Below are 25,286 nucleotides of genomic sequence, written 5' to 3'. Positions count from 1 at the left end.
AATGATACACCTATCCTTGCTTGAATTTCATTTGTTAGTTTTGTATATCATTATCATTTTCCATCCAAATTGTATATGATGAGGTGACCTTAATGGGTATATTAACGAAACCGGCTATCGTACGTCCACAATATCGCATTACCCAAGATGAAATGGTGGATGTGCTTCAACGGCTCCATCCTAATCATCCCGATTGGAGCAAAATCAATCGTATGATTCGCAATACACAAGTAAATGAGCGCTATATCGTCCGTCCAATCGAAGAGATTATTGCTCATTCTCGATTTGAAGAACGGAGCCTTATTTACAAAGAAGAAATGAGACGGCTTAGTGTACAAGCTGTTGAGCAAGCGCTGGAGAACGCCGAACTAGAAGCTTTTCAAATTGACCTCATCATTGTGACATCTTGTACCGGATTCATGATGCCTTCCTTAACCGCCTACCTAATAAGCGATTTGCCATTCCGTGAACAAACGAAACAGCTTCCTATTGCACAGCTTGGTTGTGCTGCTGGAGCATCTGCGATTAATCGTGCTGCTGAATATTGCGAAGCATTCCCTGGTGCCAACGTCCTTATCGTAAGTGCAGAATTGTGCTCGCTTTGCTTCCAGCCTGCTGAGAGTGCAATTTCTGACTTTGTATCTGCTGCCTTATTTGGGGACAGCGTGTCTGCTTGTGTTATGAAAAGTACTAGCGGGACAGGCTTCCAGGTAGAGTCGAATGCCTCCTATTTGATAAAGCATACGGAGAACTATATTGCCTATGATGTGAAGGATACTGGCTTTCATTTTGTGTTAGACAAGCAGGTCATGTATACGATTGAGACGGTAGCTCCGGTTATGCGCGAATTTGTGGAAGAGACGGTGCAGCGGGCACCATCTGATCTCGATTTCTTCGTATTCCACACAGGGGGGCGTCGTATATTAGATGAGCTGGTGAAGCATCTTGGCATTGCTGAGCAGCGTGTGGCCTTGAGCAGAGAGAGTCTAGCAGAATGCGGGAACCTGTCCAGCGTTGTCGTCTTTGATGTATTAGCTCGTCTATTTGAAGCGGGAACGCGCTCGCCTGGGGATAAAGGGCTATTAGCGGCTTTCGGGCCAGGTTTTACGGCGGAAATGTGTGCAGGTACTTGGGTAGAGTAGCAGGGTGAGATGTAGAAGGCGAATGAACCACGGAGTAAGTTAGCTCACGTTGTGATAGGAGATAGAGGATGAGAAATGTAAAGGGGAGGGAGTAGAAAGTAGAATAAGGTAATAAGCGGAGATTGTTTAACATGAGGAGTCTTGTAATCGGGGGAGGAAACTAATAGGTATGAAAGGGGCAGCGAAACTACTAGCTGCTCCTTTTTTCTATGGAACGATAATTGAATTGCCGACACGCTTAAGCGTACTCTCATGCACGATCCTCAGTTAATGCGAATAGGAGCTGCTTAACATATAGGCTAGGAATAGATAAATATAGCTAAAAATAGATATGTACCTTTACACGCATAGTAAATCTATGTATAGTAATTCTAGGTATAATATTGGTTCATTGTGGAAAAATAGGTTGCGAACAAGAGGAGGTATGCCTGTCCATGGATCGAGAAGAGAATGAGCGTTCTGTATTAGATTCTTATGTGGAGCAAGTAGAAGCGGGAATTCGTGCGCAAGAAATGAGAGCCAGCATACGAGCAGAGCTGGAGGATCATCTGTACAATCAGGTCGAGGAGCAAATGGATAAGGGGATGTCTCGTTCCGAAGCCGAAGCGAATGCGATTAGGCAAATGGGAGCTATAGATACGATAGCAGAGAAGTTTAATATCGTGCATCGAACACGGTTTCCATGGCTGTTCTGGGGTATGATTGCTATTTTATTAGTAGTGAGTACATTGGGTATTTGGGCTTTGCAACATACGGTGAATGGTAATTATGCGGAAAGGGGCTTGTTGGATAGACACTTTGTTTTTCTAGGGTTTGGACTTGTTATATTCTTCATTACCTCATTAATCGATTATCGTTGGTGGCGCGATAAAGGATGGTTTTTATATGTGACTGCAATGGTTTTATTCGGATGTGGACGATTAATAGGGATAGAGGTAAATGGGGCGGGATCTTGGATTGGTATCGGTGCTATTGCATTAGATGTTGGATTTCTAACGACATTTTTATTTTTATTTGCGATCTTTTTAATCATTTCACAATATCGTGTCAAGCATCCAGAGCTTAGTCTTAGAGGGGAGCTGACTCTTCAGTTCATTGGGATTATTCCTGTGATCACCTTTGTTAATGGAGCGCAATATTATGAAGTCTTTGTCTATTTACTAGGTTTCATTCTGATATTGTTCATACATTCGTTTTCTTTGAAAGCCATGATTATTGGAGCAATTGCTGCATTAAGTGTAGGCCTGCTAGGGTTTCTAAATTTACAATCTTACCTGATTCAGATGCAGAGGTTAGAATCGTGGGGAAGCCATTTGCTAGGTCATCATACGAGTGATGCATTGTGGCTGTTCTATCATTTGCAGGATTTACTTATACAAGCAGGTTGGTGGGGAAAAGGATGGATTGAGCGAGCGGATATTCCATATCCACATTCTGAACATATATTAGTCGTTATTGTTTATGCATTCGGTTGGATTGTGGGCGTAGGAGTACTAGCTATCTTGCTTGGAGGATTGATTTGGCTGTTCCGTTCTTCGTATCAAGTAAAGCAGCGTTTTGGGAGAGGCTTGATGTTATTCATTAGCTGCTATGTTACAATCCCTGTTATATTCAATATAGGTGGTTTGATTGGTGTAGTTCCTATGAATGGGGCCAATTTGCCATTATTAAGCTATGGTGCGAATTCAATGCTCATTTGGATGTTTGCGCTTGGATTATGTACGAATATTTATATGCGTAAAGATACCCTTCCAAAACATGAGGTTAATTGGGATAGGACAGTTGTAATAGGGAAAGGAAGATGATAGATGAAAGTGAGCAAAGAATTGCTCAAGGGTAGCACAGTAATGCTTGTGCTTTCCATGTTGGAACAGCAGCCGATGTATGGTTACCAGCTCATTAAGCGGTTAGATGCTCAATCCAATGGAGTATTTGCGCTGAAGGAAGGTACGCTGTATCCTATTCTTCACGCATTGGAGAATGAAGGTCATGTGGAAGCGATATGGAGTGAAGCAGAAGGACGAGCTCGGAAGACGTATCATATTACCGATAAAGGGAAGAAGCAGCTTCAAGAAAAAACAGAGGAATGGAAGCTGTTCCAGGTATCGCTGAATCGTGTGATCGGTGAAATGTAACGATCGGTCGTGGGCCTTATAATTTGCATTGTATCACGCCGTGGCGCTTCATCTAACGAACGCTATTGACGTTATTTTCGTGAAATCATCTGTATTAAAATTTTAACGGTCGTACGAGCGCTTATTATAGCAAATCTGGCTAATAATATGGCTCTCTGGAGCAGATAAGCTCGCTGACACCCTTTACATATCAAAAACAAGTAATATATGCGGAATAGCCTCTGTGGCAATCGTTAATGTAATTTATCCTGTTGAGAGAGAACTGACTCTGTCTCTCGAATATGCGTAGTATCCTTTTGCGCACTTTTCGTTTACTTATGTAAGGATAGGGGCGAAAGACATAAAGTCACATAGTTACAAGTCACAAGCCACTGATGTAACCTATCAGGAAGCCGTTTAGACCTGTTCGTGACTGGACCTTCGTCTTTCGCCGTCTGCCTTTGATGAATCACTTGCTAGCTATCCTTTTATTCCTCCGTATGTTCCAATGCATACTCATAATCTTCAATATCATAGATTGGAATCGGTACCTCATGCTGAATAAGTCGTTCGACGTATTCCAATTGGTCGGTCAGCAACGGGGCTTGCTCGCGCATGCAAGTGAGAATCAGCTCTGTTTCAATCGGATCAAAGGTTTCGCCGTACTGCATGCTGTCCATCCCATTAATGATGATAATGGATACATACTCGTTTATTAGCAAAGGAGCGCTTTGCCGCCAAGGAATGCCTAGTGCGCGGTCGATCTTTTTCTTATTAAATGGTCTTTCGAAAAGTCCGATCAGCAAGTCCATGTGTTCCTTAGCATGCTGGTCATCCTCTGGATCAGGCATAATGCGCTCGTCTGTAATACGTATCTCATACAATTCACTAATCGTAGAGTATGGAATCATATATTCTACAGGCCGTTTCGGGACGAATAGGTGACCGTATACGGCTAACATGACTGCTTCAATTACAAATCGCCGTGGCTTCACACTCGGTCCTCCTTCATGAACGTCCACCTATAAGCAATCGTGCAGGTGGTCTGTAATGGACAATGCGAATGCTGTTGTCCCACTTTTATTTTACCATTGTGATTATACACGAAAAAGAGTCATTCATGCCGTATAACAGAAAGCTCTCCGCGCATGTACACTGTACACGGGCGAAGAGCTTATTTATTTTTCCGCAGTTTCCGCAGGATTGGTTCCTATTGTGTTGTCAGACGTACTCACGAACATATTGCTTATTAATACGTACGCTTCTCAAAATAATGCCACAATGTTTGTAAGTCGCGATGAGCGGGATGGCCGGATAGCTGTTCGGTAATATCCCATGCGCGCTGCATAAAGGTGTGGCTGACTTCTAATGCTCGTTCTATCGCACCACAGTTTCGGATGAGCGTGATCGCCTCATCGAAGAGATGATCGGGTGCTCCTTCGTGCAGCTTCCGCAAATGATTATCAATAGCGGGTTCCTCCATTGCCAGCAGGACAGGCAGGGTAACTTGTCCGTTGCGCAAATCAGCTCCGGCAGGCTTACCGAGTACTTCGGTAGATTGCTGCAAATCGAGCACATCGTCTCGCACTTGGAACGCCATGCCTAGTTGATCACCGAACTCATACAGCTGCTTAGCCACACTTTCATCGGCTTCACTTGCTCTAGCACCTAGATGCAGCGAGGTAGCCATAAGTACAGCTGTTTTATTTCGGGTCTTCTCCCAATATTGTTCCAAAGTCAGGTCGAAATTATAACGATTATCCATCTGCTGATACTCGCCTAGGCACAACTGCGTCGTTGTTAACGAAGCAAGTTCTTCGATGTTGCGGTCACGGTCTTTCGTGCGAGCAGAGAGCAGTTCCAATACGCGGCTCATCATGTAGTTGCCGATTTGTACGGCGGTCTTCACATCCGTTATTTTGTGTAAAGACGGCTGTCCACGGCGGGTGTCGGCCTGATCGAGAATATCATCATGCACAAGGGAAGCCGCATGAATGAATTCACAGACAGCAGCTAGCTGATACACATTCGTACTCTCCGGTTTCGCCCCGAATCGGCTTCCGACGATAACCATAATTGGACGGAGCCGTTTGCCGCCTGAACGAATAAGCTCTAGTACGCTTTTCCTTACAATGGAGCGGGATGCTATATCAGGGTCAGTCGTCACGATACGCTCCAAATCACGGTTAATCCGTCTCATGGAGATTTGCAATTGGTCGGATAGAGCAGGGTTAGACAACGTCATACGTCACCTGCTTAAACGTTTGAGTCAATGGATACAGTTTTTTATATCGTTTAGCTATAAATTTTATCGTTTGTTTGTGTATATTGGCTTCATCCGCTAGTTTTTGCTCGGCACGCTTAAGCTGCACTTGCTTAATGACAGGAGCGAGCTCGGCAATCAAGTCAATGAATCCATGGCGCAGGGCGAACTGCAAATAGAAACTCATAATAAAGTCTCCATCCAGTACAGATCGTCCAGCAGTTGCTGGGTCGGTGGGGAGTTGGTCATGAATGCGCAAAGAAAGAAGGACAAGCGCATAGCAGCCAAGCAAGGCTAGTCGTTCTTTATGGGCCATCTCAACATGATGCAAGCGAACGGCCATGTCCTGAAGTCTTATATTGTGTAGATCTGCGCTGAGCTGTATGCCGGCTTGTTCTGGAAGCTCTCGTTCCAATTGTTCATACATGTCTTGAATGAATTGCGTTATCATGATCCCCCGCCTCCCGATAAAATAAGTAAAGTAATGTGCACGATGTACACATTACTTTACGCCTATATAAATGAATATACTATTTACTACGGATTAGTCCGTGTAAAGGTACCATTTTTTCACGAAAGGTATGTTCTTCCAAATTCGTTTGAGATGCGGATACAAGTAGTAGTCTAGGCCAAGCGTGCTGCCCGAACCACCGATGAGAGCGATACCACCGAAGAAATACCATAGCATTTCGAATGGTGCCATACCAGATGTATAAATCATAACGCCCATCGCAATCGTACCGATGGATGCCAACGATGTGAACAAGCCTAGGATGAGCATCGCGCCGAAAATAATTTCAGCAAATATCATTCCCGTTTGGAAAATAGTCGCTAATGCTGTGTAACCGCCATCGCTAGTATAGAAGAACATATCCATACTTCCATCGACCATGCTCTTGAGGAAATCCGGAACCGGAATCGCTTCAACAGCTGTCTTTGCTGTTTGGACGGAAGAAGCAGCGGTATGCCCGTCAACTGTTTGTTGAACGGCTTCAATTGCTTGCGAAGCACCTGTCGTTCCATCGGCCGCTTTGGGCGGAATTAGGAAGATGTTCGATGGATTTTCCAATACTTTAGGAAGCTTCGCCAAACCTTCACTTAACCATTTGAAGCCTAGGAAAATACGAAGCGGCACGAGCCAGAAGTTCGGCGAGCGCATAGCGAGATGTCCACCGACGAAGCTGCGCTTATTTTTCACTTTAAAGAACTCATGTATTTTATAAGACCAGACTTTATGGAAGCCAAGCACTTGCAAGAAGTAGACGATATTAATCATATGTTTGAAGAACATCGCCATAAAGCCTGTGAAATGGAACATTTTCTTCGGTGTGCCAATGGCAGCGACCCCATAGCGTCCACCGATGCAAACCATTGTACCATGGAAGGTAGGCTTGTATGATTTGTACTTATTGGTCTGTTTAATATCGGCTGTAATGTTATGAGCGATTAGTGTAGCAGAGTGCTCCGCATTTTCAACCATCTGTGGTACAGGTCGTTCTTCGCCTTCCGGCACATAGAAGATGTTGTCGCCAACAACGTATACATTTTTATGATCAGCGGATTGCAGCTTATCATTTGTTACGATACGCTTGCGTCCATTTTGCTGTACGTCAAGGTTGCCAACAAGCTCTGAGCCTTCTACGCCAGCTGTCCAGACGATCGTTTGCGCTTGCAATTCGCCCTTATCACCAAGCACGACAGAATTCTCAGTCACGCCTGTAATCTTCGCGCTTGTAATCATTTCTACGTTCATTTTTTGCAAATACTTTTCGGATTTCTTAATAAGCTTGTCCGGCAAAATAGGTAGAATCTTCGGTGCCATATCGGCTACAACGAGTCGCACATCTTTTGAATCAATATGATATTCGTGGCATAGCTCTTCACGGTATTCTGCAATTTCACCAATCAGCTCGATCCCTGTGAAGCCTGCACCAACAACGACGAATGTTAGCATTTGTCTGCGTTTCTCTTCATCCAGCTCTTTCGATGCAAGGTTGAACATATCGCGGATTTGACGCTTCAATTTCACTGCATCATCGAATGACCATAGTGTCATCGCATGCTCTTCTGCACCTGGAATACCGAAGAACGTAGGCTTACAACCGGTACCGATAACAAGATAGTCGTAGTCATACGTCTTCTTGTTTCCTTTTAGCGATTGGCCATCGAAGTCAATATTTTTAATTTCATCTAATACTACATCAACTTTACGGCCTGCGAAGATCTGCTTCAAATCCATTTTGATAGCTTCTTCATCGACACGACAAGCTGCTACTTCATGCAGCTCCGTCATCATCGTATGGTATGGATGGCGGTCGACAAGTGTAATGCTGACGTCTTTGTCCTTCGCTAAGCGCTTCGCCAGCTTTTTCGCTGTTAAGACACCACCATAACCGCCGCCGAGTACAACGATTTTCTTCATGGTATTTGGTCACCCCTAAAATTTTAGTGTCCGATTGGACTTTTCGTGTTAGTGCTATTGTGGAAATGTTCAAATTTAAATCATTCTATACGTAAAAGGGAGCTCCGCTGCAGAAAAGGGGAGGACTCCACAAAACGTGAGATCCATACTTGCTTTCTCTACAGCGGAGCTGTCTCATGAACGAGCATTCAATTATTTCGCGCTTGCAAGAGCCTCTTGAGCCAACTGCACGAACTCAGATACGTGAATCGAAACGCCGGTTACTGCATCTGTTTTACCGTCTTCTTTCAACACGATAGCTGCTGGATCTTGCTTCTCGATAAGTGCTTTCTCCATCGATGCAGCTTGTTCATGCCAATGGGAGCTACCTCCGCCCTTTACCATGTCATAGCGGCCATCTTGCGATTGGACTTTTTTCGTGTCTCCGCCATCCTTGTGAACTGCATCCCAATTCACTGTCGCAATTTTACCGTCTTTAACAGTAACTTCTACAGTGCCTTTCCAGCCGGATTTTGCATCGAACTCTTTGCCTTCAGCACGATAAGAGCCGTCTTTGTACGCTGCTTGTTGTTCTGTTGTTGCAGCTGGAGCTGTTGTTTCTGTTTTAGGAGCTGTATCTTTCGCTTCTTCTTTAGCTCCACAGCCAACGAGTAAACCGAATGCCATTGTCATTGCAAGGATCAATGAAAGTTTTTTCATGATTTCCCCCACCTTTTTAATTTGTAAAATTAAGTTATTATTACTTTGTGAAAAAATTATCTTACTAATTTCAAGTCCATTGTAGCACTTTCGCAATACGATTCAAGGCTTTATCATACGTATTTTGCATCATATTGAGCGATCGATAACAATGTTCAAATTTTCATCACAATTCCAGAAATATACGCAAAATTAGAGCTAATTTGCTATGATATTTATCACAATTCTAATGGAAAATAAAAATTTATTGGCGCTTCATTTTAATTGTGATATAGTAACTCATTGTGCTAGCACATCGTGCGATTCGCACCGCGGTTCGTAACCATCCCGCGATATCAAAACTAGGAGGAAATCCTTATGTTTAATTTTTATTGGGGGATACTGTTCGTTCTCGTGAACTTCGTATTTTTCCTACTCTGTTACCGTCAGTTCGGTAAATTTGGGATGTATGCATGGATCGGGGTTATGACTGTTCTTGCTAACATCCAAGTAACAAAGACGATTGAAATGTTTTCGATCGTTATGACGTTAGGCAACACGGCAAATGCAACCTTGTTCCTGACAACGGACTTGTTAAATGAGAAGTATGGACCGAAGGAGGCGCGCCGCGCTGTATGGTTTGGGTTCTTTACGCTTATTATGACAACGGTCCTGATGCAGCTTGTGCTTGTGTTTGAACCACAAGGGGATTTGACGATGCAGCACGCGATGGAATCGATCTTTGGATTGATGCCGCGTATCGCGATCGGAAGCTTGACGGCTTACTTCATCAGTCAGTTCTTAGATGTTAAGCTGTTTAGCATCATCAAGCAGAAGTTCAACAAGCCGAATCAGCTGTGGATTCGCAGTAATGTAAGTACGGGATTAAGCCAATTGGCAGACTCATTCGTATTTTGTTTTATCGCATTTGCATTCGTATTCCCATGGGATGTATGGTTCGAAATTTTCATTACGACATATGTAATCAAACTAATCGTATCGATTGCATCGACACCGTTCCTCTATTGGGCACGCAACATTCGTACGCGTGAGTGGTCATGATGCGTTGTGAAGATAAATGACAAAAGAAAATGAAAGAGCAATCTTTACCCTATAGCGGATAAGATTGCTCGATGAACTAGAGGGCAGCTAATAGGCTGCCTTTTTATTTATTTGCTGGTTCTGTTTACTTTTGTTTTTCTTCCACGCTTTTCTTTTTCATTTCTTCGAGTCGCTTTTTATCTTCCAGATACATCTTGTGGCCTTCTTCTTCTGCTAATTTCTTTTCAGCCTCACTTAATTGAGGTATATTCGGCTGAGGAGGACTAGCGTTTTTAATGGCTTCTTGAACTCTATGTTCAAAAGATTGTTTATCTAAGCCTTCCACTGATGCTTGGAAGTGCTTAACACCTTCGTATTTATCAGCGTCATAAACAACTTGATTAGCTTCATCAAGTTTAAACATTCCTTGGTATACCCCCACAATAACATAGACATCATCTGCTAGGGGACCTTCGTATTTATCGAGGAACACTATATTCTTTTTATTTGCATTTTCGCTAACAGTGGAGGCTATTTCAAGAATACGAATTGCCTGGGATTTGATCTTTGAATCCCCTTTCAAGACATTGTTGATTTTAACTTCAATTGTCTTAAACGTTGGGTCTATATAACTAATATTATGATTGTTTGCATTTACTTCTATTTCTGCTACTAGATCAGCATCATAAGCTAACTCCTCTAAAGATTTATAATGTGTGTCCAACATAAAGTTTCCATAATACACATTGCGCTCTTTTTTTTGTTGTGCTTGACTTTGTTTTTCATTACCACAGGCCGACAAACTTGTTATAATCAATGCTACTATAAACAGAGTCGATACTATGTTTTTCATCAATAAATCCTCCTATTCATTAATAGAGATTGTTGATTCCATTTATATCATCCTGTTGAGGAACTAAATAGCTATTAGGGGGATATAATTTGTCATTCATAATTGAAGGAGTTCCGTCTGTCTCATGATTTAAACCAAGCGCATGTCCTAGCTCATGAATTCCAACGGCTCTATACTGAGGGTAAGTGTAGTCCCTTAAAGAATGAGCATTTAAGGTAGCAATTGCATAATCCCAACCAGAAGTGACAGGTAAAGGAGTAGCATCTCCATCGCCTACCACTACATTATTTTTATAAACGGTTACCCAGCCTTGCAATCCGACATTTCCATAATTCTCTCCCCGCATTCTTATGCGTTCTGGCCCACTAACATTAATGCTGTTTTGTATATTCGCTTCAGTTCTATTATTCCATTCATCCATTGCTGAGTTCCACGCTGTTTGAAACATGAATACTTTTCCGTTGTAATTATAGTTATCAATCGTATCCACTATATAAGTCCCAGAAGAAATACCTGGAATCATTTTATATGGATCGTTCCACCATCCATAATATTCATATGCATTGGATATTGCTGGAGAAATTACGGAAGCGACAAGAATCACTATGATCATTGACAATTTGAAGCGCTTCTTTGTTTCAGCAAAAATCTTCATTTACTTATTTCCTCCCTATATATTAATATTTTTAAATCGAATCCCATATTATCATATAAAAGGTATTTAAGGCATTTTTTTGAATAAATTTTATGCGTTTTTAAGTTGTTGTTCACAAACAGATTGTGATTTCTTATAAAATAGGGGGGGAATTAATAAAAATAGCCGAGGGAACGTAGTCCTCGGCTTATTTCTCAACATTATAGAATAATTTAAGTGCTTATTGCCTTCTATAATATTTTATAGAACTGTCGGAGTGTGATTGTTGGGTTTTTTTTGTATACTCAATGGATTTAATATTTATGCACAATTTTCAAAAAGGAAGCATCCCATACGCGCTCCATCCGCTGCGATTTGCTACCTTATTTGCCGCCGTAATTGCATGGCGGGGTCTACGAACGAGCTCTCCGCCGCAAGCGGAACAAGCATGTTCCAACGCAAATGCACATGACTGGCAATAGGTAAGCTCTTCAACACATATATAAGCTGCTTCATCCTCTTGAATGCGTTGGCTACATCTTTTACAATTAGTCATCATCTTTAGTGTCATTTTAGCTCCCCCTCGAACGCATATTCGTTATACTAAAAGTATATGAATTGTAGGAAACAACTTACATAACCTTTCAAAGGTGTTTTACCCTTGAAACTAAATATTTTTAGCTGTATTGCAATCAAACCTTAAAAAATAAAGGAGAACGTCAAGATGGATCATATCGATGAAAAAGTGCTGCGCATCCTTCAAGAGGACGGTCGTATCTCCATGACAAAACTAGGGCAAATTGTTAATCTATCTACGCCAGCTGTTACGGAGCGCGTGCGGAAGCTGGAGAGTGCTGGTGTAATTGAGGCATATCGAGCGATCGTTAACCCTGAGAAGTTGAACAAAAGTTTTACCGGCTTTATTTTATTCGAAACGAAAAAAATGCTCGTCTTTCAGCAATTCTGCCAACAGTCTCCGATCGTCATTGAATGCCATCGCGTTACGGGGCAGTACTGTTATCTTGTTAAAATTGTGGCGGAATCGATTCATGAGGTAGAGTCCTTTATCGATGAGGTCTCAGAGTTTTCGACATCCACGACGCTTGTTAATTTTTCGTCGCCAGTGAAGTTTAAGGCGATCTAAATGGTAGTAGTAAAGGTAGCCAGTGATAGTCATAAAAAAGACGAGGTGTGAGTAATCACAGCCTCGTCTTTCTGCTTGTCACATTAAAAATATTTTACACCTTACACCCATTGTGTCAGAGCGAGCATCGTAATAATACCTGCTACGAAAGAAATGGTAGCGGCGCGTTGGTGGCCATCGCCATGGCTTTCTGGAATTAGCTCTTTATAAATGATAAACAGCATCGCTCCAGCTGCAAATGATAATCCGTACGGCACGAGATTGCTCACGAAGGAACTTAAGAAAAATCCGAGCAGCGCAGTAATAATCTCCACGCCGCCTGTTAGGGCAGCTACACCAAGTGCCTTCCAACGGTTCACGTTCTGCGTGACGAGGAAGAGAGCAACTAGAAAACCTTCAGGTGCATTTTGCAAGCCGATGGAAAAGGCAATTAACGGCCCGAGCGCTTCACTGCCGCTTGCATAGCTAACCCCAACGGATAATCCCTCAGGTAGATTGTGTAACGTAATTGCGGCAATAATAAGCATCGATTTATGGTCGATTGGAGCGTGAGCATGACCGCTGCTGCTGCCTAAAGCATGCTCCATTTTTTCAAGATCTACATGTGGCACGATGCCTTCTAACCACAATAAAGTCAGACATCCCAGCATCAAGCCGAATGCAACGATCCATGTGTTAGATAAGCTTAATGCTTCTGGAATAAGGCTGAACATCGAGGCGGAGGTCATAATTCCTGCCGTGTAGGCCAACAATATATCGCGCCAGCGATGGGTGACATTTTTCATAAATAAAATAGGAATAGCTCCGAGCCCCGTCGACATCGCGGAGACGGCACTTCCGATAAGTACATCTTGCATCGTTGTAATAACCCTCCTGTCTGTACATGAAGTCATTCTGCATGTATATGGTTATAGGTAGAATTGATTTAACAAAGTAGCTAGCTACTGGACAGTTGTTCGATCATGCCCAAGCAGCCTACTGTTGTTCTTAATTGTGATCTTGCTGATGGTTCTCTGCTAATCGTGGAAAGCTGTTAGCCATTGTTTGCTTGATATAAGTAACATCGTATTTTATAGCGAACTCTTGAATAAGGAGCAACAGCGGCGCGGCAGTTTCGAATGCATCTGGTTCGAGTTCAGAAGTTTCTGACTGCCATTCCAATGTATCGAATATGTGCTGAAACACTGCGCGCTCTTCTTCATGCACATGCTTGCTCACATATCCCCACATATGCTCAACCGAAGTTCGAAGCCCTTTCATCGTATAGGGAAGAACGCTGAGCGTATGGGATATGCTATGCATAGCTGCTTCATAATCAGCTGCAGTAGAGGCATCACGATAGCGAGCAGATATTTGTTTATAGGAAGCATACCCACGTGCCATCACATCATACTTATTGGATGCCCAGAACTGTTCGGCTTGCTTCTTACTCTGTTTTAGAGCTATTTGTTCCGAGTCTGGCTGCCAGTTGTTCTTAGCTTCACACATCACTTCCCACATGTTCCTTTCAGAGGTCTGCACCACGACATAACAATAGTAGGTTAGAGTGAAGCCTCATAACGATCAAAGTCCTAGTACTATCATAATAGCATGAGTCGAATGATGTTGAAATATCTGGACAATCCAACCGGCGAAGTCTATAATTACGTGTTGTAAACGTTTGTTCGATAGTGACAATAGCACTTGGGGAGCTGGAATATGGCCGGCTGAGAATGTATCCCTTGAAGATACCGACCCTTATAACCTGATCTGGGTAATGCCAGCGTAGGAAACATTGATTCAGTGAACATGGGAATGGGGCGTTGCGCCTCCTAAAGCATCCAAGAGCATGACTTCCAGACATCATCGTGTTAGATACATAACACAAGAGTACATAGGAAATCATATGCACAAAGGTTCGATGACCATACACTGAATTCCAATTACGCAGCGATGGCGTCCCGGTGGGACGTCTTTTTTTGTTGTCCACATGTGGATAAAGATAGAATGACGCCCAGATGATATGGTGCATGATGTGTATAAGTTGCACGAACAAGCATGACCCGTTTTACCCATTGTACAGTGGGTGGTTTCACATTCAATTCAATCTGTCTACTGAGGAGGCATACGATGCAATTTTCAAGTAAACAACGTGCAATCGCTATTTTTCTAGTGATAATTATGGGATTAACTTTGGCGGCTTGTGGAGCAAAGGAGAAGGAAGCTTCAAAATCAAGCGGGCAAGCTGGTGAGACTGCCAAATTGCGTAATGTGAAGATCGTGCTTGATTGGACACCAAATACGAATCACACAGGTTTATATGTAGCGAAGGAAAAAGGCTACTATGAGCAGGAAGGATTGAATGTGGACATTATTCAATCCACGGCTGGGGACCCGAATACACTAGTTGGTTCTGGTGAAGTTCAGTTCGGGGTTTCTGTACAAGAGTCATTGACGCAGGCACGTTCGCAAGGGGTGCCAATCGTGTCGCTAGCTGCGATTATTCAGCACAATACGTCTGGATTTGCTGCTCCGCAGTCCAAAGGCATTACAACGCCAAAGGACTTTGAAGGCAAAAATTATGGCGGCTGGGGTTCTCCGGTAGAAGAAGCCATTTTGCGTACGGTAATGGAGCAAGCGGATGCTGACTATAGCAAGGTGAAAAATGTTAATATCGGTGAAGCAGATTACTTTACAGCCGTGAAGCGTGACATTGACTTTGCATGGGTGTTCTATGGCTGGACAGGCATAGAAGCAGAGCTGCGCGGTGAGCCAGTTGATATGCTGTATATGAATGAATTTGCGAAAGAGCTGGATTTCTATACGCCTGTCATTGCAACGAATGAGCAGTTAATTGCGAACGATCCTGAGCTAGTAAAGGCCTTTATGAAGGCAACGGCAAAAGGATATCAAGAGGCGATTGAGAAGCCGGAAGAAGCGGCAGACTTGCTGCTCAAGGCTGTACCAGACTTGGATAAAGAGCTTGTACATGCCAGCCAAAAATGGCTATCCACAAAGTATCAAGAGGATGCGCCGCGTTGGGGCGAGCAGAAACGCGAAGTATGGGATAACTATACGAAGTGGCTTGTGGATAACAAGTTGATGGACAAATCCATTGATGTGGATAAGGCATTTACAAATGATTTCTTGCCAAGTGCAAATTAAGTGCGAGAGTAAGTTTGACGTAGTGATGTTGCAGTTGAATATATAATAAGCCTTATTGTTGAATAATAGGGCAGCTTACCTTTATTGAGGAAAGGAAGATGAACATGGCAAACAGTTTAGTAAGTGTTCAAATTATCCCGAAAACACCAAATGGTGAGGACGTTATCCCTTATGTAGACCGTGCAATTGCTATTATCGAAGCATCAGGTGTGAAATATCAAGTGAACCCATTGGAAACGACAATGGAAGGGGAGCTTTCCACATTGCTGCGTGTCATTGAACAAATGAGCGAAGCTATGGTCGAAATGGGCTGTGTGAGTGCGATGTCGCAAGTGAAAATCGTGTACAATCCTAGTGGCATCTCCATGAATAAATTGACGGAGAAGTACCGTTAATGCTGCGTCGCAAATTTGTACAAGTTGGACCGCCCTTAGTGGCGGTTCTTCTGCTCCTAATCGTATGGCAAGTTACCGTATCGGTGTTTGATATTGAGAAATGGATGCTTCCAAGTCCGTACGATATTGTACAGGAGGCTAAGGCGAGCTGGAAGACGTTATTGGGTCATACTTGGGCAACGCTTAAGCTGACATTGGTTGGCTTCGGGATTGGCTCGGCTGTAGGCTTGCTAGTTGCTATGGTATTGCACCCTGTTCCAATTGTAAGGAGAGCGGTTTATCCTTTAATTATTATTAGTCAAAACGTGCCGACGATTGCGTTGCTGCCGCTGCTTATGATTTGGTTCGGCTTCGGCTTGCTTCCTAAGATCATTGTCATTGCACTTGTCTGCTTCTTCCCGATTACGATTGCTACGATGGATGGGTTATCTCGTACAGATCGGATGATGGTCGATTATATGAGAATGGCTGGTGCGAGTCGCATGCAGCTGTTTTGGAAATTGGAGCTTCCGCATGCACTGCCTTCGATGTTTTCTGGATTGAAGATTGCGGCTGCGTATAGTGTAATGAGTGCTCTTGTGGCGGAATGGATCGGAACAGATAAAGGAATCGGCCACTATATGCTGCTCCAGCAAGCAGCATACCGTACGGATCGGATGTTTGTCGCTATCGTTATCGTAGTACTCCTTGGCGTGATGTTGTTCCAGGTTATCCAGTTTATCGAACGTCGATTGATTCATTGGCATGGACAGCGTTCCACGGATGAAGAGTAGGAGGGAGCGATGAAATGCAGCATGTAGAGAATGCGAAGTTCAAACAGGACAATCAACAGGATGTAAAATTGCAGCAACATGTACAACAACGTGATGCTGACGTCGATTCTCCATTAGCGCTGCATATCGATATGGTCGATATGTCGTTCAAAGGAACGAAAGGCAGAGTGCAGGTGCTGGACGGCATCTCGTTGTCAGTGCGCAAGGGAGAGTTCGTCTCTTTGCTAGGTCCTTCTGGCTCTGGCAAAAGCACACTATTCCACTTGATAGGCGGTTTATTGAAGCCTGAAGCTGGCGATATTGCCATTCATGGCAAGTCAGTGGTTGGCGAGACTGGTCATGTAAGTTACATGCCCCAGCAGGCGGCGCTGTTCCCGTGGAGAACGATTGAGGACAATGTCATACTTGGTCAAGAGATTGCTGGACGCGGGAAACGCGAGCTGCGGGCTGAGGCGCGCGAATGGCTGCGCAATGTCGGACTTGAAGGCTATGAGCGCGCCTATCCGCACATGCTGTCTGGCGGAATGCAGCAGCGGGCAGCCTTCTTGCGAGCGCTGCTTAGCCCGCATGAGCTGATGTTGCTCGATGAGCCGTTCAGCGCCCTGGACGCGCTAACGCGCAGTGATATGCAACGCTGGCTCGTGGAGCTGTGGGAGCGTCATCGCCGCTCTGTGTTGTTTATTACGCACAGCATCGAAGAGGCTTTGCTGCTGTCTGATGCCATCTACGTATTGAGCGCACGGCCTGCCAGCGTGCTGCAGCGAATTGACGTGCCATTCGAACGGCCTCGTCGTGAAGAACTGCAAAATGATCCGAAATTTTTACGAATGAAGCAGGACATTCAGGCGCTGCTGCGGTAGAGTTCGGTGGGGGCAGGCCTAAGCGTATAAGTACATGTACACGATATTCGTGTGTGAAATATAGGATAACGAAAAGAGCGTATTGGCACCATAACTGGGGGTTGACCCTCAATTTGGTAGACCTAATACGCTTTTTTACATAGATGCAGGAAATTGGTTGCTGCTTTCTCAATTAGAAGTATGCTGCTGCATCTTATCTCTTCTGTCTGTTCTGCTTATTTTGTTAGATGGATGGTTCGAGTAACTACCTTTCTTTTGTCATTTATCTTCCTGTTACTTCTTTTCGTTTAATGGTAAGTCGTACGACATCTTTTTTATCCGTTTTCGTCATAATAATGACGAAGTCGTCGTCCCCTTTGCTGGCATGAAATAATTTGTTCGCCTCGAACTCCTCCAAGCTCCAGCCAAGTGCTTGCAGTTCTTTCAAGTAGTAATCAACAAAAGCTTTGTATTCGTAGGCAATTAAATAGTTCAAACGGTTATCTGTAGACTCATCTTCTTTCACTTTTTCGGGAATGGGAATATGCCCCCACTGCGGAAGCGTTACAAACGTAGGAGCGAGAAGTTCCTGTTTGCTGCCGCTGCCACAGCCAATTAGAGCAATGCTTGCAATAACGAGAAAAATAAATAAGCCTACATATAGGAAACGGTCACGACCGTATGTATGTGTTGAGTTTAACATGCGTACGTTTCTCCTTTGCTACGGAAATGAATGTAATGGTGTGTAATGATGTAATTATGTATTTGAATGTAACAATAACGTAACTGGAACCTTATTTAAAGGGCTGTTCTACGAGCTCGCGTGATGTGCTGCATTCTATATAGTAAATAAACATGGTTTTGCAAATTTAATCTGTGACGGTAGTGCTAACGGAAGGTTGGTGTAAATGAAAAAGGGAAGGTTGCTTGAAGGTTGAATATATACAAGATTAAACATATTCAATGGTGTCATAAACGATTTCGTTTACCTGACTGATGGTTCATTAACTATGGTATAGTTGTAGTGTTGTAAGAAATGATAACAGAAAATAGAAAAATAATCGATATTGCCATATTACTGCATACAGGGGAATGTTCGGTGACTAGGGGTCAATTTAGTTTGTTGAAAAGGTGTGTAATAGATCTATCGGCTCAGCAGGTCAATAAATAAAGGGGGATAGCTGAGAAATATGTTAGCCAATCAAAATCAAAATAAGCTTCCATTCGTCGTAGCCGGATTGCTGCTTGGTATACTGATGTCTGCGATGGATAACACAATCGTCGCGTCCGCGATGCCAACAATTCTTGCAGATATCGGTGGTGAAGGAGGCTGGGAGAAGTTCGTCTGGGTAACTTCAGCTTACATTGTTGCTACGATGGCGGGTATGCCGATATTCGGTAAGCTATCGGATATGTTTGGCCGCAAACGTTTCTACATATTTGGATTGTTAATGTTCTTGTTAGGCAGTATATTATGCGGAACAGCTAACAGCATCGAGATGTTGGCGCTATACCGTGTCATTCAAGGGATTGGCGGCGGTGCACTCGTACCAATTGCTTTCACGATTATTTTTGATATATTCCCACCAGAGAAGCGCGGCAAAATGACAGGGCTATTTGGTGCCGTGTTTGGCACTTCTAGTGTGATGGGTCCACTGCTTGGTGCTTACATTACGGATTTCTGGGGCTGGGAGTGGATTTTCTATATTAATTTGCCGCTCGGTATCGTTTCGTTCTGGTTCATTATGCAGTTCTACAAGGAAACTTCACCGACAAAGAAGCAGCAAATCGATTGGGCAGGTGCATTTACGCTTATTATAGCAGTGGTCAGCCTCATGTTCGCGCTTGAGCTTGGCGGTAAAACCTATGCGTGGAACTCTGTGCCGATTATTAGTTTGTTTGTGGTCTTTGCGGTGTTTTTGGCTCTGTTTCTATGGATTGAGACAAAAGCAAAGGAACCGATTATTACGTTCTCGCTATTTAAACGAAGGCTGTTTGCAACGAGCCAATGTATTGGCTTCTTGTATGGGATGATTTTCGTATTCGCTGTTGTCTATATTCCGATGTTTGTCCAAGGTGTGTATGGGGGGACAGCTACAAATAGCGGTCTCATTTTAACACCAATGATGCTTGGTTCGGTTGTAACAAGTACAGCAGCGGGCATTCTCTTGTCCAGACTTAGATTCCGTTCACTTATGATCGTATCGGGTATTTTGTTGGCAGCTGGAATTGGTCTGCTAAGTACACTATCGCCTGACACTCCTCGTACGCTGATGACGTTGTACATGGTATTGACGGGAATGGGAGTTGGATTCTCGTTTTCACTCATCAGTTTGGCTTCTGTTCATGGGATGGACTTTAATAAGCGTGGAACAGCAAATGCTACGCAGTCGTTCTTCCGTTCGCTGGGGATGACACTTGGCATTACGGTATTTGGAGCGGTGCAGTCTGCCTTGTTTAATCGCAGCATTTCACAAGCGATGCCTAGTGCAGAAGCGATGCAAGGAATTGATGCTCAAGTATTGTTGGCAGAGGAGACGCGCAAGCAAATTCCACCTGATGTATATGAGCGGTTGATTAACAGCTTGGCAGAGTCGATTAGCGGTACGTTTGGCTGGATTCTCGTTCCTGTTGTCCTCGCACTTATCTCGATTGCGCTTATGGGTGGAGAACGCATCCAGGCAGAGAAACCGGAGCGTGACAAGAAAGCTAAGGCATCTAATGTCAGCTAACCAAATTTACTGAGATCTTACGAAGTCTAATGATCTAGCTAAATGTAATGAGATCGAAGGGCAAGCTAATGAAGTTTGCTTATCACATATAAGCAGCTCTAAACATAAAAGTGCTGGGCTCCGAGAAGATAATCAGATCTTCTCGGGACTCAGCACTTTTTATTTTGTATAAAGCTTATAAAGCCAGCAGCATTCGATTATTCTAGAGCACCATAGCGGCAATAAAGCCGAAGATGAGCAGCGGGATATTGTAGTGCAGGAACGTTGGCACACATGTATCCCAGATGTGATCGTGTTGTCCATCGGCACTTAAGCCGGCTGTGGGACCGAGCGTACTATCTGACGCAGGGGAGCCTGCATCGCCAAGTGCAGCAGCTGTACCGATAAGGGAAATCGTAGCCAGCGGGCTGAAGCCCAACTCCATGCACAGCGGCACGAATACGGTCGCGATCAACGGGATCGTCGAGAATGACGAGCCGATTCCCATAGTGACAAGCAGGCCGATAAGCAGCATCAGTATAGCTGCGATGGCGCGGTTGTCGCCTACATAAGCGACGGATGTTTCAACTAGTGCGTCGATGTCTCCAGTTGCGCGCAGGACGGCAGCTAAGCCTGCTGCGGACATCATGACGAAGCCGATGTATGACATCGAGCGCATGCCGTCCGTGAATACGCGCTCTGCGCGCTGGCGCGTCATCAGGCGTGCCAACATGAGCACGCCAAGCCCTGCTCCGGCTCCGGCAATCATCGAGCCGGTCGCCAATTGCGTGGCAAGCATCGCGGCAATGGACGCGAGGCCTGCCACCGTGCCCCGTCGAGCGCCTGGCAGCTGCGCTGCGCTCGAATCGCGCTCGTCAACAGCGACAGTAGGCTGTGCCGCCGCTGTTGACGAATAGCTGCGCGGACGGCGGTAGGACACGCCGATCGCGACAAGTAGTCCGGCGACCATGCCCAACGCCGGAATCCACATTGCCTGCGGCAGCAAGCTGGCGTCTACAGCGAGACCGTTCTGCGTCATATTTTTCGCAACGATGTCATGAAAGATCGCCCCGAACCCGGCTGGGATTAGCATATACGGCATAATCAAGCCGAACGTCAATGCGGATGCAACTGCGCGTCGATCCACGCGCATCTCATTCCAGATCACCAACATCGGTGGGATCAGTATCGGAATGAAGGCAATATGAATCGGTACGACATTTTGCGATAGGCTTGCAATAAAGGCCACTGCGAGCAGCATGAGTACGATCGTTGTCGTACGGCGTGAGCTCCCTTGTTGGGTAGAGCGTCCGAGCAGCTTGCGGGCTCCTTGAACCAACTGGGAAGGCAGCCCAGTCTCAGTTAAGCCAGCTGCGAAAGCGCCAAGCAAAGCGTAGCTCACAGCGATCGTAGCACTATCAGCAAGTCCTGTCGTAAAGGTATCGATGGTAGTGGCCCAGGTTAAGCCTCCTGCAATACCGCCAACAGCGGCTGCGATCAAGAGTGCGAATACGACCTGGATTCGGAATAAGCTTATAATGAAAAGAACAGCTAATGATAACAGTACAGCATTCATAGAAAGTCACCCGTCTTGTAAGAGTATAAAGGTCATGTAAACACGTTTGTTTGCTAATACATTACCACTTTACCAAGATGAAGTAAAGAGTGGATCATGATTCTATTTACTTACTATCCCTCCAATCTCCCTTTTTAAGCACAGATTATGCCAGATACGCACTCTATATACGTCTAGAGATAGAGACAGAAACAATGCTATCGATGTATTGAAGTTCAATTGCGTTATGGGTAAACTTGGTAAGTGGTAACAAGGAAGTATAGTGGGGGGACTCAAATGAATCAAGCGGCAGCACCTTCTGTAGTAAGTTTATTTAGCAATCGTTTCGTGCAGGCAATTATGCTGGCTGGCCTATTTATGCATTTAGGCATATGGATACGGAACTTTGCTGTTTTGCTCTATGTCGTCGAGATGACGAATAATAACCCGATAGCGTTATCGCTCGTTTCGATCGCTGAGTTTGCTCCAATCTTTATTTTTTCTTTCATTGGTGGGGCCTTTGCTGATCGTTGGCGTCCAAAACGAACGATGATTTGGTGTGACCTATTAAGTGCGATTTCTGTCTTTGTCGTTTTGGCAACGATTATTATTGGCTCCTGGGAAGCCGTGTTTTTCACAACCTTTATTTCAGCTATTTTGTCACAGTTCTCACAGCCTTCATCGATGAAGCTGTTTAAGCAGCACGTTCCTGAAGAGCTATTGCAAGCAGGAATGTCCATCTTTCAGACGATGGGTGCGCTATTTATGGTTGCTGGTCCTGCAATTGGCACCATTATCTATGAACAATACGGCATTCAAACCTCAATCATTATTACTGGTTTTATGTTCTTGCTTTCAGCGGTTGCGCTGTTGTTTCTACCTGCTGATCGTAAGGAGGAAAAGCAGGAAACGAGCACATCGCTGCGATCTGAATTGATGGAAGGAGCACGTTATGTGTGGAAAAGTTCCATTCTTAAGCCGCTGATGGCTTGCTTTGCGATGGCGGGCTTCGCGATTGGTCTTATTCAACCCTTGGGTATCCTAGTTGTTACAGAGCAGTTGGGGCTTCCGAAAGGTCACTTGCAGTATTTACTGATGGTCAACGGTGGTGCGATGCTGATTGGTGGAGCGTTGGCGATGATGATGTCCAAACGACTTCAGCCACAGCATATGCTGGCAGTGGGCATGGCGGTCAGTTCGGTTGTGTTCGTCGTAATCGGTGTGTCCCATCTATGGTGGCTGACCTTAACGGCACAGTTTTTCAGTGGGTTGTTCCTGCCTGCAATCCAGATAGGTATCAATACGTTGATTCTTAAAAATACAGAGTCTGATTTTATAGGCCGGGTCAACGGTATTTTAAGTCCGATGTTTATGGGAGCGATGGTTATTACGATGTCGCTGGCTGGTGTCGTGAAGAGTGTGCTGCCATTGTCCTCTATGTATGCCATTTCATCTGTGCTGTTTATTGTAGGTATCTTGTCTATTATTTCTATCCTTCGTATGCGAGCGTCAAAGCAAGTAGAAGAGCTGACAGGGAAGGCTGCTATTGCAAATTCAAAGTAAGCAGCATTTGTGGTGGCATTCGGCTTCACGCTTATAAATATTGTCTACTCTAGGAAGACAAATTCCGCAAGGAACGATTGACTTTTTAACACTAGCGAGCACATAATAGGGATTAATAACTTGATGGAAACAGGAATGAATTACCTTTCTGGTTGCGTGCAATTTATATCGGTTGTACGTAATAACCCAACAATTGCGCAGTGATGAACTGTGCTGGAGATTCAATTTGGTTGAAGAGACTAGATGTGTCAGCGGGAAGTCTACAGAGAGCCGACGGTTGGTGTAAGTCGGTGGCGGAAGCAGATACATATCCTCTCTGACATGCTGCGCTGAATGCGTCATACTTAATTAAGTAAGACAGTAAGTGCAGACGGTTAGTCCCTCGTTATCGGGATAGCGCTAGTGCGCAACGGAGTGCCGCAGATCGGAAAGGCAGCTTCAATTAGTGGACACTGAATGTCTGGCTATGCCAGAATTGTAGATTCCTTATGATGAAGTTGGCGATGTGCGGAACAAGGGTGGTACCACGAGATCAACTCGTCCCTTTTTAGGGGCGAGTTTTTTTGTACTCTTTTTTATAGGTAATGTTCGTATACCATGCAGCAAAGAACTAGGCATTTCAAATGTGATGGCAGGCTTACACAGACATAGGATGGAGAAGGAGAGACAGAACATGACGACTACGACAGGAATGATGGAACATATCGTACGTGCTCATCACGTATTAAAAGAAGTAATTGTACGGACTCCGCTGCAGCGCGATCCGATACTGTCCGCTCGATATGATTGCAATGTGTATTTAAAGCGTGAGGATTTGCAGATTGTACGTTCATTCAAAATTCGTGGAGCCTATAATAAAATTCGCCATCTCTCCCAAAGCGAGCTGGAGCGAGGCATCGTCTGCGCTAGTGCGGGCAATCATGCTCAAGGGGTAGCCTACTCCTGCCAAGCCTTGCAGATTCAAGGCACAATCGTTATGCCGAGTACGACACCTAGTCAAAAAGTCAGCCAAGTAAAGCGATTCGGTGGCACCTATGTTACCGTCGTCCTAACTGGGGATACGTATGATGATGCATACGAAAAGGCAATGAGCATTTGCAATGAACAGGGGATGACATTTATTCATCCTTTCGATGACCCCCATATTGTTGCGGGCAATGGTACCGTGGGGATGGAAATTATGGAGTCATTGGACGTTCCTGCTGATCTCGTGTTCGTCACGATCGGTGGCGGAGGTTTAGCCGCAGGTGTCGGCACCTATGTGAAAATGATTAGTCCAACTACCAAAGTCGTTGGTGTAGAACCGAAGGGTGCTGCCTCCATGACGGCATCACTTACTGAGAAACAAGTGGTTACATTGGATCAAATCGACAAGTTCGTCGATGGTGCAGCTGTAAAACGAGTTGGACAATTGAACTATGATATATGTGAAAAAATATTGGATGATGTCATCCATGTACCAGAAGGTAAAGTATGTACAACAATACTAAAGCTTTATAACGAGAGTGCTATCGTGGTTGAGCCTGCGGGTGCACTGTCTATTGCGGCACTTGATCTGTACAAGGATCAGATTAAAGGTAAAAATGTCGTCTGTGTCATCAGTGGCGGCAATAATGATATAGATCGTATGCAAGAGATCAAAGAGCGTTCTCTCATCTATGAAGGATTGAAACATTACTTTACAATTAACTTCCCGCAGCGCGCAGGTGCACTTCGTGAATTTTTGCAAAATGTATTGGGTCCAGATGATGATATTACGCGCTTTGAGTATCATAAGAAGCATAATAAAGATAATGGAGCAGCCGTCGTTGGAATTGAATTGAAGCATCCAGAGGATTATAACTTGCTCATTGATCGAATGAATAAGAAAGGGCTCGATTATGTTGAGCTTAATAAAAATCCGCTTCTGTTCGATTTACTCGTATAAATGGTTGAGAGTTACCCCCTCAGAGTTGAACTGATGGGGGTTTGACGTTATATTTATGTAACAAAGTTTTATTAGACAGAGAGGTTGA

The 25,286-nt window shown here is 44.3% G+C and carries 23 protein-coding genes, 1 pseudogene, 1 riboswitch and 1 other annotated feature; of the genes and pseudogenes, 12 read left to right on the top strand and 12 right to left on the bottom strand.

Features of this window, described 5'->3' with window-relative positions:
* Positions 1-92: 92 nt before the first annotated feature.
* The 3 genes from FPZ44_RS17525 to FPZ44_RS17515 all read left to right on the top strand — a co-directional run bounded on the left by FPZ44_RS17525 (position 93) and on the right by FPZ44_RS17515 (position 3,277).
* A complete protein-coding gene (locus tag FPZ44_RS17525) occupies positions 93-1,142 on the top strand; it encodes a type III polyketide synthase (RefSeq protein WP_144992208.1) in 1,050 nt (349 codons plus the stop codon).
* 434 nt (positions 1,143-1,576) lie between these two features.
* Positions 1,577-2,947: an FtsW/RodA/SpoVE family cell cycle protein gene (locus FPZ44_RS17520; protein ID WP_144992207.1), complete on the top strand. Its 1,371-nt coding sequence runs from the start codon at positions 1,577-1,579 to the stop codon at positions 2,945-2,947.
* A gap of 3 nt (positions 2,948-2,950) precedes the next feature.
* A complete protein-coding gene (locus tag FPZ44_RS17515) occupies positions 2,951-3,277 on the top strand; it encodes a PadR family transcriptional regulator (RefSeq protein ID WP_144992206.1) in 327 nt (108 codons plus the stop codon).
* 467 nt (positions 3,278-3,744) lie between these two features.
* Here FPZ44_RS17515 and FPZ44_RS17510 read toward each other — a convergent pair whose 3' ends face one another.
* The 5 genes from FPZ44_RS17510 to FPZ44_RS17490 all read right to left on the bottom strand — a co-directional run bounded on the left by FPZ44_RS17510 (position 3,745) and on the right by FPZ44_RS17490 (position 8,640).
* Positions 3,745-4,251: an ADP-heptose synthase gene (locus FPZ44_RS17510; protein ID WP_261378402.1), complete on the bottom strand. Its 507-nt coding sequence runs from the start codon at positions 4,249-4,251 to the stop codon at positions 3,745-3,747.
* A 254-nt stretch (positions 4,252-4,505) separates the two neighbouring features.
* Positions 4,506-5,501 (bottom strand): polyprenyl synthetase family protein, encoded by a 996-nt coding sequence (locus FPZ44_RS17505; protein ID WP_144992205.1) that lies wholly within the window; start codon positions 5,499-5,501, stop codon positions 4,506-4,508.
* A complete protein-coding gene (locus tag FPZ44_RS17500) occupies positions 5,488-5,970 on the bottom strand; it encodes an adenylate kinase and related kinase (protein ID WP_144992204.1) in 483 nt (160 codons plus the stop codon). The genes FPZ44_RS17505 and FPZ44_RS17500 overlap by 14 nt, the downstream gene beginning before the upstream one ends.
* Positions 5,971-6,063: 93 nt before the next feature.
* The gene (locus tag FPZ44_RS17495) at positions 6,064-7,941 is read right to left on the bottom strand and encodes an FAD-dependent oxidoreductase (protein ID WP_144992203.1); all 1,878 of its coding nucleotides are present in this window, start codon (positions 7,939-7,941) and stop codon (positions 6,064-6,066) included.
* 192 nt (positions 7,942-8,133) lie between these two features.
* Positions 8,134-8,640 (bottom strand): FMN-binding protein, encoded by a 507-nt coding sequence (locus tag FPZ44_RS17490; RefSeq protein WP_144992201.1) that lies wholly within the window; start codon positions 8,638-8,640, stop codon positions 8,134-8,136.
* A gap of 357 nt (positions 8,641-8,997) precedes the next feature.
* On the opposite strand from FPZ44_RS17490, the gene FPZ44_RS17485 reads away from it, so the two are divergent.
* Entirely contained in the window at positions 8,998-9,681 is a 684-nt protein-coding gene (locus FPZ44_RS17485) for a queuosine precursor transporter (RefSeq protein ID WP_144992199.1), read from the top strand.
* Positions 9,682-9,805: 124 nt separating this feature from the next.
* Here FPZ44_RS17485 and FPZ44_RS17480 read toward each other — a convergent pair whose 3' ends face one another.
* From FPZ44_RS17480 to FPZ44_RS17470, 3 genes and pseudogenes are all read right to left on the bottom strand, one after another.
* On the bottom strand, positions 9,806-10,513 hold the full coding sequence (locus FPZ44_RS17480; RefSeq protein WP_144992197.1) for a hypothetical protein: 708 nt from the start codon (positions 10,511-10,513) through the stop codon (positions 9,806-9,808).
* 19 nt (positions 10,514-10,532) lie between these two features.
* Complete coding sequence (locus FPZ44_RS17475) at positions 10,533-11,168, bottom strand: matrixin family metalloprotease (RefSeq protein ID WP_144992195.1); 636 nt, start codon at positions 11,166-11,168, stop codon at positions 10,533-10,535.
* 385 nt (positions 11,169-11,553) lie between these two features.
* Positions 11,554-11,718 (bottom strand): annotated as a pseudogene (locus FPZ44_RS17470) (DUF1272 domain-containing protein); the annotation flags it as partial.
* Positions 11,719-11,871: 153 nt separating this feature from the next.
* Here FPZ44_RS17470 and FPZ44_RS17465 point away from each other — a divergent pair.
* A complete protein-coding gene (locus FPZ44_RS17465) occupies positions 11,872-12,291 on the top strand; it encodes an Lrp/AsnC family transcriptional regulator (protein ID WP_144992191.1) in 420 nt (139 codons plus the stop codon).
* 101 nt (positions 12,292-12,392) lie between these two features.
* Here FPZ44_RS17465 and FPZ44_RS17460 read toward each other — a convergent pair whose 3' ends face one another.
* Positions 12,393-13,148: a ZIP family metal transporter gene (locus FPZ44_RS17460; protein ID WP_144992189.1), complete on the bottom strand. Its 756-nt coding sequence runs from the start codon at positions 13,146-13,148 to the stop codon at positions 12,393-12,395.
* Positions 13,149-13,278: 130 nt separating this feature from the next.
* A complete protein-coding gene (locus FPZ44_RS17455) occupies positions 13,279-13,779 on the bottom strand; it encodes a DUF1722 domain-containing protein (RefSeq protein ID WP_186786120.1) in 501 nt (166 codons plus the stop codon).
* A gap of 186 nt (positions 13,780-13,965) precedes the next feature.
* Positions 13,966-14,081: riboswitch (TPP riboswitch) on the top strand.
* Between the two features lie 319 nt (positions 14,082-14,400).
* On the opposite strand from FPZ44_RS17455, the gene FPZ44_RS17450 reads away from it, so the two are divergent.
* From FPZ44_RS17450 to FPZ44_RS17435, 4 genes are all read left to right on the top strand, one after another.
* Positions 14,401-15,435 carry an ABC transporter substrate-binding protein gene (locus FPZ44_RS17450; RefSeq protein ID WP_144992185.1) on the top strand — a complete coding sequence of 345 codons (1,035 nt, stop codon included), beginning with the start codon at positions 14,401-14,403 and terminating at the stop codon, positions 15,433-15,435.
* A 104-nt stretch (positions 15,436-15,539) separates the two neighbouring features.
* On the top strand, positions 15,540-15,830 hold the full coding sequence (locus FPZ44_RS17445; protein WP_144992183.1) for a thiamine-binding protein: 291 nt from the start codon (positions 15,540-15,542) through the stop codon (positions 15,828-15,830).
* On the top strand, positions 15,830-16,603 hold the full coding sequence (locus FPZ44_RS17440) for an ABC transporter permease (protein ID WP_144992181.1): 774 nt from the start codon (positions 15,830-15,832) through the stop codon (positions 16,601-16,603). The genes FPZ44_RS17445 and FPZ44_RS17440 overlap by 1 nt, the downstream gene beginning before the upstream one ends.
* 14 nt (positions 16,604-16,617) lie before the next feature.
* On the top strand, positions 16,618-17,463 hold the full coding sequence (locus FPZ44_RS17435) for an ABC transporter ATP-binding protein (RefSeq protein ID WP_144992179.1): 846 nt from the start codon (positions 16,618-16,620) through the stop codon (positions 17,461-17,463).
* A 262-nt stretch (positions 17,464-17,725) separates the two neighbouring features.
* On the opposite strand, the gene FPZ44_RS17430 is transcribed toward FPZ44_RS17435, so the two are convergent.
* Positions 17,726-18,145 carry a hypothetical protein gene (locus FPZ44_RS17430; protein ID WP_144992177.1) on the bottom strand — a complete coding sequence of 140 codons (420 nt, stop codon included), beginning with the start codon at positions 18,143-18,145 and terminating at the stop codon, positions 17,726-17,728.
* 478 nt (positions 18,146-18,623) lie between these two features.
* Here FPZ44_RS17430 and FPZ44_RS17425 point away from each other — a divergent pair, with 478 nt between their 5' ends.
* Positions 18,624-20,174, top strand: a complete 1,551-nt coding sequence (locus FPZ44_RS17425; RefSeq protein WP_418789188.1) for an MDR family MFS transporter — start codon at positions 18,624-18,626, stop codon at positions 20,172-20,174.
* Between the two features lie 202 nt (positions 20,175-20,376).
* Here FPZ44_RS17425 and FPZ44_RS17420 read toward each other — a convergent pair whose 3' ends face one another.
* Positions 20,377-21,729: a Na+/H+ antiporter family protein gene (locus FPZ44_RS17420; RefSeq protein ID WP_144992172.1), complete on the bottom strand. Its 1,353-nt coding sequence runs from the start codon at positions 21,727-21,729 to the stop codon at positions 20,377-20,379.
* Positions 21,730-22,005: 276 nt separating this feature from the next.
* Here FPZ44_RS17420 and FPZ44_RS17415 point away from each other — a divergent pair, with 276 nt between their 5' ends.
* Positions 22,006-23,271: an MFS transporter gene (locus tag FPZ44_RS17415; RefSeq protein ID WP_144992170.1), complete on the top strand. Its 1,266-nt coding sequence runs from the start codon at positions 22,006-22,008 to the stop codon at positions 23,269-23,271.
* A 221-nt stretch (positions 23,272-23,492) separates the two neighbouring features.
* Positions 23,493-23,819 (top strand) — a binding site (T-box leader).
* Positions 23,820-23,944: 125 nt separating this feature from the next.
* Entirely contained in the window at positions 23,945-25,198 is a 1,254-nt protein-coding gene (ilvA, locus tag FPZ44_RS17410) for a threonine ammonia-lyase IlvA (RefSeq protein ID WP_144992168.1), read from the top strand.
* Positions 25,199-25,286 lie beyond the last annotated feature (88 nt).

The sequence above is a fragment of the Paenibacillus agilis genome, assembly GCF_007786455.1.
Taxonomy (GTDB): domain Bacteria; phylum Bacillota; class Bacilli; order Paenibacillales; family Paenibacillaceae; genus Paenibacillus_B; species Paenibacillus_B agilis.
Note: the sequence above shows the minus strand (reverse complement) of the source record. Positions and strands in the feature narration are given on the sequence as shown.

Bases quoted from the DNA above. Each gene is read 5' to 3' on its own strand.
- FPZ44_RS17480 (WP_144992197.1), bottom strand. From the start codon at position 10,513: ATGAAAAACATAGTATCGACTCTGTTTATAGTAGCATTGATTATAACA.
- FPZ44_RS17525 (WP_144992208.1), top strand. From the start codon at position 93: ATGGGTATATTAACGAAACCGGCTATCGTACGTCCACAATATCGCATT.
- FPZ44_RS17505 (WP_144992205.1), bottom strand. From the start codon at position 5,501: ATGACGTTGTCTAACCCTGCTCTATCCGACCAATTGCAAATCTCCATG.
- FPZ44_RS17460 (WP_144992189.1), bottom strand. From the start codon at position 13,148: ATGCAAGATGTACTTATCGGAAGTGCCGTCTCCGCGATGTCGACGGGG.
- FPZ44_RS17495 (WP_144992203.1), bottom strand. From the start codon at position 7,941: ATGAAGAAAATCGTTGTACTCGGCGGCGGTTATGGTGGTGTCTTAACA.
- FPZ44_RS17490 (WP_144992201.1), bottom strand. From the start codon at position 8,640: ATGAAAAAACTTTCATTGATCCTTGCAATGACAATGGCATTCGGTTTA.
- FPZ44_RS17500 (WP_144992204.1), bottom strand. From the start codon at position 5,970: ATGATAACGCAATTCATTCAAGACATGTATGAACAATTGGAACGAGAG.
- FPZ44_RS17445 (WP_144992183.1), top strand. From the start codon at position 15,540: ATGGCAAACAGTTTAGTAAGTGTTCAAATTATCCCGAAAACACCAAAT.
- FPZ44_RS17420 (WP_144992172.1), bottom strand. From the start codon at position 21,729: ATGAATGCTGTACTGTTATCATTAGCTGTTCTTTTCATTATAAGCTTA.
- FPZ44_RS17520 (WP_144992207.1), top strand. From the start codon at position 1,577: ATGGATCGAGAAGAGAATGAGCGTTCTGTATTAGATTCTTATGTGGAG.
- FPZ44_RS17455 (WP_186786120.1), bottom strand. From the start codon at position 13,779: ATGTGTGAAGCTAAGAACAACTGGCAGCCAGACTCGGAACAAATAGCT.
- FPZ44_RS17440 (WP_144992181.1), top strand. From the start codon at position 15,830: ATGCTGCGTCGCAAATTTGTACAAGTTGGACCGCCCTTAGTGGCGGTT.
- FPZ44_RS17435 (WP_144992179.1), top strand. From the start codon at position 16,618: ATGCAGCATGTAGAGAATGCGAAGTTCAAACAGGACAATCAACAGGAT.
- FPZ44_RS17465 (WP_144992191.1), top strand. From the start codon at position 11,872: ATGGATCATATCGATGAAAAAGTGCTGCGCATCCTTCAAGAGGACGGT.
- FPZ44_RS17485 (WP_144992199.1), top strand. From the start codon at position 8,998: ATGTTTAATTTTTATTGGGGGATACTGTTCGTTCTCGTGAACTTCGTA.
- FPZ44_RS17415 (WP_144992170.1), top strand. From the start codon at position 22,006: ATGAATCAAGCGGCAGCACCTTCTGTAGTAAGTTTATTTAGCAATCGT.
- FPZ44_RS17475 (WP_144992195.1), bottom strand. From the start codon at position 11,168: ATGAAGATTTTTGCTGAAACAAAGAAGCGCTTCAAATTGTCAATGATC.
- ilvA (WP_144992168.1), top strand. From the start codon at position 23,945: ATGACGACTACGACAGGAATGATGGAACATATCGTACGTGCTCATCAC.
- FPZ44_RS17430 (WP_144992177.1), bottom strand. From the start codon at position 18,145: ATGTTAAACTCAACACATACATACGGTCGTGACCGTTTCCTATATGTA.
- FPZ44_RS17450 (WP_144992185.1), top strand. From the start codon at position 14,401: ATGCAATTTTCAAGTAAACAACGTGCAATCGCTATTTTTCTAGTGATA.
- FPZ44_RS17515 (WP_144992206.1), top strand. From the start codon at position 2,951: ATGAAAGTGAGCAAAGAATTGCTCAAGGGTAGCACAGTAATGCTTGTG.